Here is an 8,700-nt window from a genome sequence, read left to right on the forward strand (position 1 = left end):
TGAGGTAGCGGCTGTGAATCGAAATCTAAAGCAATTTCGGCAGAACCTTAGAAAGAAGTGGCAGTATTGCCGCAGCATGGGCAGCTTTCTGGCGTTTCGAGTGGGGAGTGAGGGACGACTGGCGATCGCGCAGTTACAGCGGGTTTACCCCCACGATCGCCGCCGCGTCAGTCTAGACGCCTTCAATAAAACCCGCCTAGAGCTGATGGAGGAATCACAGCTGAGTTGGTCTTACCTGGTGCTGGTGGTAGGCTCTTGCATTATCGCCAGCCTGGGATTGCTGGCCAACAGTGCAGCGGTGATTATTGGGGCGATGTTGATTGCCCCGCTGATGCTACCGATTCGCGGGGCCGCCTTCGGTATTTTAGAAGCGGATCGAGAGCTGATTCGAGCCAGCTTGTGGGCCCTGGCAGTGGGCTCGATATTGTCAATTTTGATTGCCGCTGGCCTGGCCTCGGTCAGCGGGGTGGCCCAGTTTGGCAGCGAGGTGTGGGGACGCACCCAGCCCACCCTGCTAGATTTGGGGATTGCGGTGACCGCCGGAGCCCTGGCCGGGGTGGCCAAGGTAGAGCCCAAGCTGTCGAGTACGGTGGCCGGCACGGCGATCGCCGTGGCCCTGATGCCACCGGTTTGTACCGTTGGCCTGTGGTTGGCCCAGGGCAATATGGAACTCACCTGGGGGGCATTACTGCTGTATCTGACTAACCTGTTTGGGATTACGTTGGCCTGTATGGCGGCCTTTGTGTTGATGGGCTATTCCCCCCTCTACCAGGCCCAGCGGCCCCTTAGCATTACCCTGTTGTTTACGGCCCTGTTGGTGGTCCCTCTGGGGGGTAGCACCGTGCAACTGCTGCGGCAAAACCAACTAGAAGCCAGTGTCAAAACTGCCCTGGTAGATGGCACCATTACCTTTCAGCGGCTGCGCCTGATTGACATGAGCACCAACTGGGTGGTCACCCCACCAGAGGTATCGCTGGCGGTGTATGCCGATGAGCCCGTGTCGGTGAAGCAGGTGCAGCTGTTAGAAGAGTTTTTAGCCCAGAATCTGAGACAACCCTTTAAGCTCAAGTTTTTTGTCAGTCAGGTGGAACAGGTTACCAGCGATCCCCCCGATGCTGAGGATCCGGCTGAAGGAGAATGGCAGGGGGCTGACTAGGGCAGAAAGCAGAAGGTAGTAGAGCAGAAGGTAGTAGAGCTTTGCTCGTGCGTAGCAGGCAGAAGGCAGATTAGCCGCTGAGCTAAGGATTAGAGCATCGGTACAGTATGCAAGATCCCAGGGTTCTTAGACTGGTTAGCCCGGAATTTTGGGATATCCCAGGGTAGAACCCCCCTAAGGAAACAGTGCTCCGATCGTAGGGTGGGCTCTGCCCACCAGCCCCAGGAACTGCCGTCACCGGGTTTCTTCCTGCTCCATCGAAGGGCACCGCCGTTAGTCAACCGCTGGGATCTGTACCGGCGTTCTAAACGTCTAAGGCTTAAAGCAGAAACCCTCTGAAGAGGGTGGGTAACGAAGTTCCTAGTCTGCTTTAGCAGACTTTGGCTATGAGCCAGGCAGTTCACTCCCTGGTGGTTATGGCTTTTGCTATAGTTTGCGGTAGAGTTTGCCCAGGGACCAAGACCGCAGGCATGATTGTGCTGGTCAGACTTGTGCCAGTCAGACTATTGAGGACACAGACGTCATATGGTGAAACGATGGCCAGGGCTCGGCACTTTCGGATCACGGTCAATGGCTCAGGTCGCCTGGTGGATTGGCGGCCTGGGTAGCTCCATAGCCTTGGCACTGCCGGTGCTAGCGCTGTCAGAATCCACCGGTCCCCAGGGGATTGATGCCCAGCGGCTGCACCATCAGCCCTACGCCCTTACCGGGGATAAAGTTGCCATTGGCCAGGTGGAAATTGGTCGGCCCAGCCAATTTGGGCTGGACAAAATTGCCTTTGAAGAGATGCCTGTGGTGGTGCAGCGAGTACTGTTGTTGGATGAGTGGGCCAGGGCTGACGAATTTGTCGATAGTCACGCTAACAATGTGGCCAGCGTCATGATCAGTCAGGATAAACGGCTGACGGGGGTAGCCCCCGATGCCCGCCTGTATTCTGGAGCGGTGGGCCCCTTGGATGGGGACAGCGCCCAACCCCAGGAATGTTTGGTGGCCCAGGCGGTGGCACTGCAAAATGGCGGGGACGTGCGCACCATTAACTTTAGCTTTGGGGAACCCTTGAGCCGAGACCCCAGGCCTAACCCGGTGTTAGATGGCAATGCCCTACTCACCCAGTGTATTGATTGGTCGGCCCGGGTGCACCAGACCCTCTATGTGATTGCGGGTAACCAAGGGCTGGGGGGCATTCCCATCCCCACCGATAACTTTAATGGCATTAATGTGGCCTTCTCCCGCCAGGTGGATGGACGATTTACCAAGGTGGACCTAGCCAACCTGGGCAGTGAACCGACGGTGCGCTCCCGTCGCTCCCCTGTGTATGAGAGTAACGAGGGGCCGCGGCGGTCCATTAGTCTGGTGGCCCCCGGCAGCGATATTGAGTTGATTGACCCCGATGGCCGAGCCCGTACCACCAGCGGCAGTAGCTTTGCCTCTCCCCATGTGGTTGGCACCATTGCCCTGTTACAGCAATTGGTAGACCGGCAGTTTCGGGCGGGGGTGCCCCATTGGCCCCTGGAGGGACGTCACCCGATGGTGATGAAAGCGGTGCTGTTAAATTCTGCTGATAAGCTCAAGGATGAAGGGGATGGCCAGCGTCTGGGCATGGGGCGGACATTGCTAGATAAGGCGAACCGCACCTGGGTGGAGTCGGATGCCTACCGCGATCGCGCCATTCCTCTGCACAGCGACATGGGCACAGGGCACTTGAATGCCTATCGGGCGTATCAGCAACTCTTGCCCGGCGCCTTTGGCCCCGAGCAAACCATTCCCCCTATCGGCTGGAACTATGCCACCCTTGATCGCCCTGGTGCCGCCGGAGAAACGGTCCACGACTACGTGTTTGATACCCCCCTACAGGAGGGCAGCTATCTGTCGGCAACCCTAACCTGGGAGCGGGTGGTGGAGTTGGTAGACCAGAATAACAACGGGCTCTATGAGATGGGGGAAACGTTTAAAGATAAAGGTCTCAACAACCTCGATCTTTACCTGATGCCCGCTGACACAGACGATATCAACCAGAGCATCTGGTCTTCGGTGAGTGAGGTGGACAGCGTTGAACACATTTTTTATCAAATTCCGGAAACAGGGCGGTACAAACTGAGAGTTATCTATCAGCAGTCGGTGCATGCCGAACCCGTCCAACCCTATGCCCTAGCCTGGTGGGCGGTGCCTGCCCCTTAGGTGGTGGCCTGGGGAAATACCACACCTCTTCCGGAGATAGATTGTCATGGTTGACTTTGCCCTTGCCCTCAGATGTGCTCGCCTCTGCCAAGAAATTTATCGCGACTTTTCTGGGTTGCGATTTTCTGACTACCCGGATATAGACCCCCTGTTTGTTGAAAGTCAGGACAATGGGTTTACCGATACCCAGGTGGCGGTACTGAACCAGGTGAACAGCGATCGCATGTATGTGGTTTTTCGCGGCTCTGATAAATCGATCGACTGGGTCAACAACTTCCAATTCCGCCAACAAATTTACCCTTACAAAGACGGTAACCCGACCGTTAGGTTTCACCAGGGATTCATGATGGCCTACTTTGCGGTACGGCAGGTGCTGCTGGAGGTAATGGATAAGTTTGACGGTCAGCGGGTGATTGTCACCGGCCATAGCCTGGGGGGCGCCCTGGCCACCATTGCTGCCCTGGATTTACAGTACAACCTGGGACAAAAGCGCCACTTGGGTTTCGAGGTCTATTCCTTTGGTGCCCCCCGGGTGGGTAACCAGGCAATGGTGGACTCCTACAATCGCCGGATTCCCCTAAGTTATCGCTTTGTCAATGGCTGGGACATTGTCACCCGCATCCCTCGGGAGTGGCAGGGGTTTGCCCATGTGGACGCGGCCTATCACCTGGGTTCGCGCCTGACCTGGCAGGTGGTTAGCCGCCGCTTTAGCGATCACGCGATTACGGCCTACATCGATGGCCTAGAGGCGGAAATGTAGTCAGTGCGCGACTGACAGTGACCAGTGGTGCCTGTGGTGACTGGGAGGCGCGATCACCCTCGAAGGTGTTGTCGCTCAGTATTAGCAGACCCTGGCTGCCGCCGGGTAGGCGCCCAGGGTGATTAAAACAGTGTGGCTGCCGCCTAGATTTCGGTACCATACTGGTGATGACGTTTAAAGATCGCGATCGCGGTCACCCATGGGGCAAAATCTAGATTGACCTTTGGTCCGACACTGTCAATCTAGAGTCATCGATGCCCGATTTTTTCGACACTGTTCAAACCGTCCTGCATACACCGCTATTTAGATTCGGCAGTGCAGCCTTGACCTTGAACCTAATTGCCGAGTTCCTGTTGGCCTTGCTGATTGCGGTGCTGGTGGCGTTTGGGTTTAAGCGGGTGTTTGCCAATCAAATTCTCAGTCGGCTGGGGTTTAGGCAGGGCACCCGGGAATCCATTGCCACCATTACCAGCTACGGCTTGGCGGTATTTTTGGGCTTGCTCCTGTTGCAAATGCTGGGCATCAACCTGGCCTCTATCGCCGTGTTGGCCGGTAGCTTGGGCATTGGCATTGGCTTCGGCTTGCAAGACATTACCCGCAACTTCACTAGCGGCATCGCCATGCTGGTGGAACAAAAGCTGAAAGTGGGAGATTTTATCGAATGGGAAGGGCTTTCGGGCTATATCGTCGAAATTTCCCTGCGGTCCACAGTAATTCGCACCATCACCCAACGTCACATCGTCATTCCCAATAGCAATTTGATCGGCACTCAGGTAATTAACTGGACATATACCGACACCAAAGGTTGGGTGCCCGTGTACGTCAGCGTGGCCCACGAAAGTGATCCCGTACTGGTGATTGAAGCCCTGCTAGATTCAGCCTACCTGGAGGAAACCGTCTCCTACGAATACCCGCCCGAGGTGTACTTTACCGGCTTTGGCCAGACCTCCCTAGACTTTGTGCTGTGGATTTGGGTGAATCGGGTGGATCTAAAACACAAAACAGAAAGTTCCCTGCGGTTCATCATCGATCAGAGCCTGCGGCAGCATCACATCCGCCTGGCCTCCCCTCGCTATGACCTGTGGCATCGCAACCCTAATGTGGTGATGCAGGCATCCGTGGCGGACTACGAGCAGCACCAGGCGGTGCAGCAGGCGGTGCCCACCTTCAGCGAAAGCCACCTGAAACCAATGGCTGTACGAGATCTGCTGCGGCAGATTCCCTATTTTGCCGATTGCAGTACCGTAGAGCTGCGTAAGCTGGTAGAAATTGGCCATCGACGTCGGCTAGAAGCCGGGGAAGTTCTCTACCGAGAGGGGGACCCGGGGGATGCCTTCTACATTATTTTGTCGGGGACGGTGGGGTATACCCTTAACGGGCAGGACCAGCCGACGATGATGACCGCCGGTCAGTTTATCGGCGAATTTTCCCTCATGCTGGGTATTCCCCGCACGGTGACGGTGACGGCCATGGAAGATACCACCGTCTTTGCCATTAGCCCCCAGGGGTTCAAGCAAATTTTACAGAGCCAGCCCCGGCTATACGACTTGATTGTGCAAGAAATGGGCCGCCACGAAGTGGAGTTAACCCACCAAAAACGGCGTCTACGGGAACTGGGGCTAATTAACCAGGAGTATGATAAAAACCCCGTCGTCTGGGTGCAAAAGCAATTGGAGAAATTGTTTATGCCGCAGATGTGAGGGGGCGGGTTTTGGGTTGCGGGGTTAGCATTCAATCACATTCACCGCCAGACCGCCCCGGGAGGTTTCCTTGTACTTGTCGTGCATATCCCGTCCAGTATCGCCCATGGTTTTGATCACGTTATCGAGGTGGACGCAGTGCTGGCCGTCACCCTTGAGGGCGATGCGGGCGGCGTTAATCGCTTTGATCGCCCCCATGGCGTTGCGCTCAATGCAGGGAATTTGGACCAGACCGCCCACGGGGTCACAGGTGAGACCCAGGTTATGCTCCATGCCGATTTCGGCGGCGTTTTCCACCTGGGCGGGGCTGCCGCCCAGGACTTCGGTCAGGGCCCCGGCGGCCATGGAGCAGGCGACCCCCACTTCCCCCTGGCAGCCCACGTCGGCCCCAGAGATCGAGGCGTTTTCTTTGTAGAGGATGGCGATCGCCCCGGCCACCAGCAAAAACCGTACCACGCCATCATCGCTGGCCCCGTGGCAAAAGCGGGTGTAGTAGTGCAGCACGGCGGGGATGATGCCAGCGGCTCCGTTGGTGGGGGCGGTGACCACACGCCCACCGGCGGCGTTTTCTTCGTTCACTGCCATGGCGTACAGGTTCACCCAGTCCATAATGCTGAGCGGATCCGCAAGGGCATATTCTGAACGCTGCTTCAGGGTTTGGTAGAGGTCGGCGGCGCGGCGCTTCACCTTGAGGCCACCGGGGAGAATGCCCTCGGTGCGGCAACCCCGCACCACACAGTCTTGCATCACTTGCCACAGCCGCAGCAGGTCGGAGCGGATGGCGGCCTCAGGGCGCCAGGTTTTTTCGTTCTCAAGCATCAATTCGCTGATGGTAAGCCCCGTTTGATGACAGTGGTGCAACAGGTCACGGGCTGTTTTAAAGGGATAGGGGACCGGCGACTGGTGTAGCTGCAACTGATCTAGGCAAGCCGCCTGGTCATCTACCACAAAGCCACCACCGACGGAATAGTAGGTGCACCGTCGCAGCGGATTTTCGGTGGCATCCAGGGCCGTAAACACCATGCCATTGGGATGAAAGGGCAGTGGCTGCCAGTGAAACTGGAGGTCAGTTTTTGCCTGAAAGGGAATTGCCCACCGTCGCAGTAGCCAGACCGCTTGGGTTTGGCGGATACGCTGTAAGTGCCCAGCCACTAAGTCTGGATTCACCCCAGCTGGGGATTCCCCTTCTAGCCCTAGCAAGACGGCGCGATCGCTGCCATGGCCCCGTCCGGTCGCCCCCAGGGAACCGTACAGGTCCACCTGAATCCGCTTCACCCGGGGCAGTAGCCCCGCTGCCGCCAGTCCCTGGGCAAACCGCTGCGCCGCTTTCATCGGACCTACGGTATGGGAACTGGAGGGGCCGATGCCGATTTTGAAGATGTCGAAGACGCTGGTGGACATGGGGGATGGGGGGATGGGGGGATGGGTGGATGGGTGGATGGGGTGGTTTTGGGTTTTGGATTTCGGATTTTGGATTGAAGTCGTAGGGTGCATTAGCGGTCGGGGTCTGGCTGTTGGTGGTCAACCTGGGGCCGCAATGCACCGGTCAGGCTGGGGGTAATTAGGGATGGGGTGTAGACGCGTTTCGCAAGCGACATGGAACGCGAAGCGTGTGCAGGGCACTTAAGCGGCTTCCCGCAGGGTAGGGGTGATGGGGTGATGGGATGGTGGGGTGATGGCGTAGGGGCGGACCTGTGTGTCCGCCCTGGCAGGGAAATGGGTAACAGGGAGAATTTTGCATGGAGATGGGGGATGGGGAAGAAGGAGAATTCAGAATTCAGAATTTTGAATTCGCAGCGTGAAGAAGCTAGGGGCTCAGGGCTTCATGCTGAGGAAACGTCTGGGGTCCGTATTTGCTACCTTTTTCGGACTATCGTTGCCCCCTCGATAAACCAGGACTACGCCGATCGCCGCAATCAACAGACCGACGGCATCGACCCAAGCGATTTGGTCATTGAATAAGAGGAATCCCAACACTAGGGTCGTGGGGGGCGTCAAATACATCAAACTGGCCACTCGGGCCGCTGTGCGATACTCTAACAGCTTCAACATCAGCCCGTAGGAACCAATGGACAGCACGACAATTAACCAACCCAGGGCAAAAACGAACTGCTGACTCCACTGAACGCTCAAGCCTTCGATAAACACGGCCAGGGGCCACAGGGCGATCGCGCTGGCTACGGCTTGCACCAACAAACTCTGAATAACAGGCAAATTCTGCGTTGGCTGGGTGCGGTTCAGGTGCCGTTGGTATAGGGTCGCCACGGTCATACTGGCCGCCGCCAAAAAGGGCAGCGCGTACCCGATTGCCGCAGCCTCCCCGGCACCCTCCAGTTTGGTAATGACCACCAAAACGACGCCGACCAGACCGACTCCCGTGCCCCACCACTGCACAACCGATATCGACTCTCCCAAGAAAGGGCCAGATAAAACGCTGGTGGCCATCGGCTGCAACGCTGTGATCAGCGCCACAATCCACGGTGAAACCCCCAGCGCAATCCCCCCAAGCGCTGCACTCAGCCAAATGGCGTGGGCGAGCAAACCAATGACGGCAGAACGGGCGATCGCCGTCTTGCTATGAAACCGCAACTTCCGACGATAGCTGAGCCAGATCAACAGCAGTATCGCCACACAAACATATCGCACAAACAGCAGCGTGAATGGCCCCGTATAGGGCAACCCATATTTCGCGCCAATGAAGCCAGAGCTCCACAGCACCACAAACAGGAGTTCGAGTCCGAGAATTTGCATTCTGAATACCTCATTGGATTGGGTTCTGCTCAAGGCAAACCCTGGCTATGAGTGGTTTGATTGAGCAGAACCCTAGTACTCCCGGTTCGCTCATTTCTAAGGAGGTTCCTCAGATTCTGGCCCCAGCCGAGTGTAAATACTCACCGGGAAGTTGA

6 protein-coding genes are annotated in these 8,700 nt (G+C 57.0%); 4 read left to right on the forward strand and 2 right to left on the reverse strand.

Features of this window, described 5'->3' with window-relative positions:
* The first annotated feature begins 13 nt into the window (after positions 1–13).
* From E1H13_RS14050 to E1H13_RS14065, 4 genes are all read left to right on the forward strand, one after another.
* Positions 14–1,156, forward strand: a complete 1,143-nt coding sequence (locus E1H13_RS14050; protein WP_347404162.1) for a DUF389 domain-containing protein — start codon at positions 14–16, stop codon at positions 1,154–1,156.
* Positions 1,157–1,726: 570 nt separating this feature from the next.
* Positions 1,727–3,334: a S8 family serine peptidase gene (locus E1H13_RS14055; protein ID WP_169614045.1), complete on the forward strand. Its 1,608-nt coding sequence runs from the start codon at positions 1,727–1,729 to the stop codon at positions 3,332–3,334.
* A 46-nt stretch (positions 3,335–3,380) separates the two neighbouring features.
* Positions 3,381–4,094, forward strand: a complete 714-nt coding sequence (locus E1H13_RS14060) for a lipase family protein (protein WP_169614046.1) — start codon at positions 3,381–3,383, stop codon at positions 4,092–4,094.
* A gap of 254 nt (positions 4,095–4,348) precedes the next feature.
* Positions 4,349–5,794, forward strand: a complete 1,446-nt coding sequence (locus E1H13_RS14065) for a mechanosensitive ion channel domain-containing protein (RefSeq protein ID WP_169614047.1) — start codon at positions 4,349–4,351, stop codon at positions 5,792–5,794.
* A 24-nt stretch (positions 5,795–5,818) separates the two neighbouring features.
* Here E1H13_RS14065 and E1H13_RS14070 read toward each other — a convergent pair whose 3' ends face one another.
* The gene (locus E1H13_RS14070; protein ID WP_169614048.1) at positions 5,819–7,195 is read right to left on the reverse strand and encodes an L-serine ammonia-lyase; all 1,377 of its coding nucleotides are present in this window, start codon (positions 7,193–7,195) and stop codon (positions 5,819–5,821) included.
* 414 nt (positions 7,196–7,609) lie between these two features.
* Positions 7,610–8,545: a DMT family transporter gene (locus E1H13_RS14075; protein ID WP_169614049.1), complete on the reverse strand. Its 936-nt coding sequence runs from the start codon at positions 8,543–8,545 to the stop codon at positions 7,610–7,612.
* Positions 8,546–8,700 lie beyond the last annotated feature (155 nt).

It is taken from the genome of Nodosilinea sp. P-1105, from assembly GCF_012911975.1.
Taxonomy (GTDB): domain Bacteria; phylum Cyanobacteriota; class Cyanobacteriia; order Phormidesmidales; family Phormidesmidaceae; genus Nodosilinea.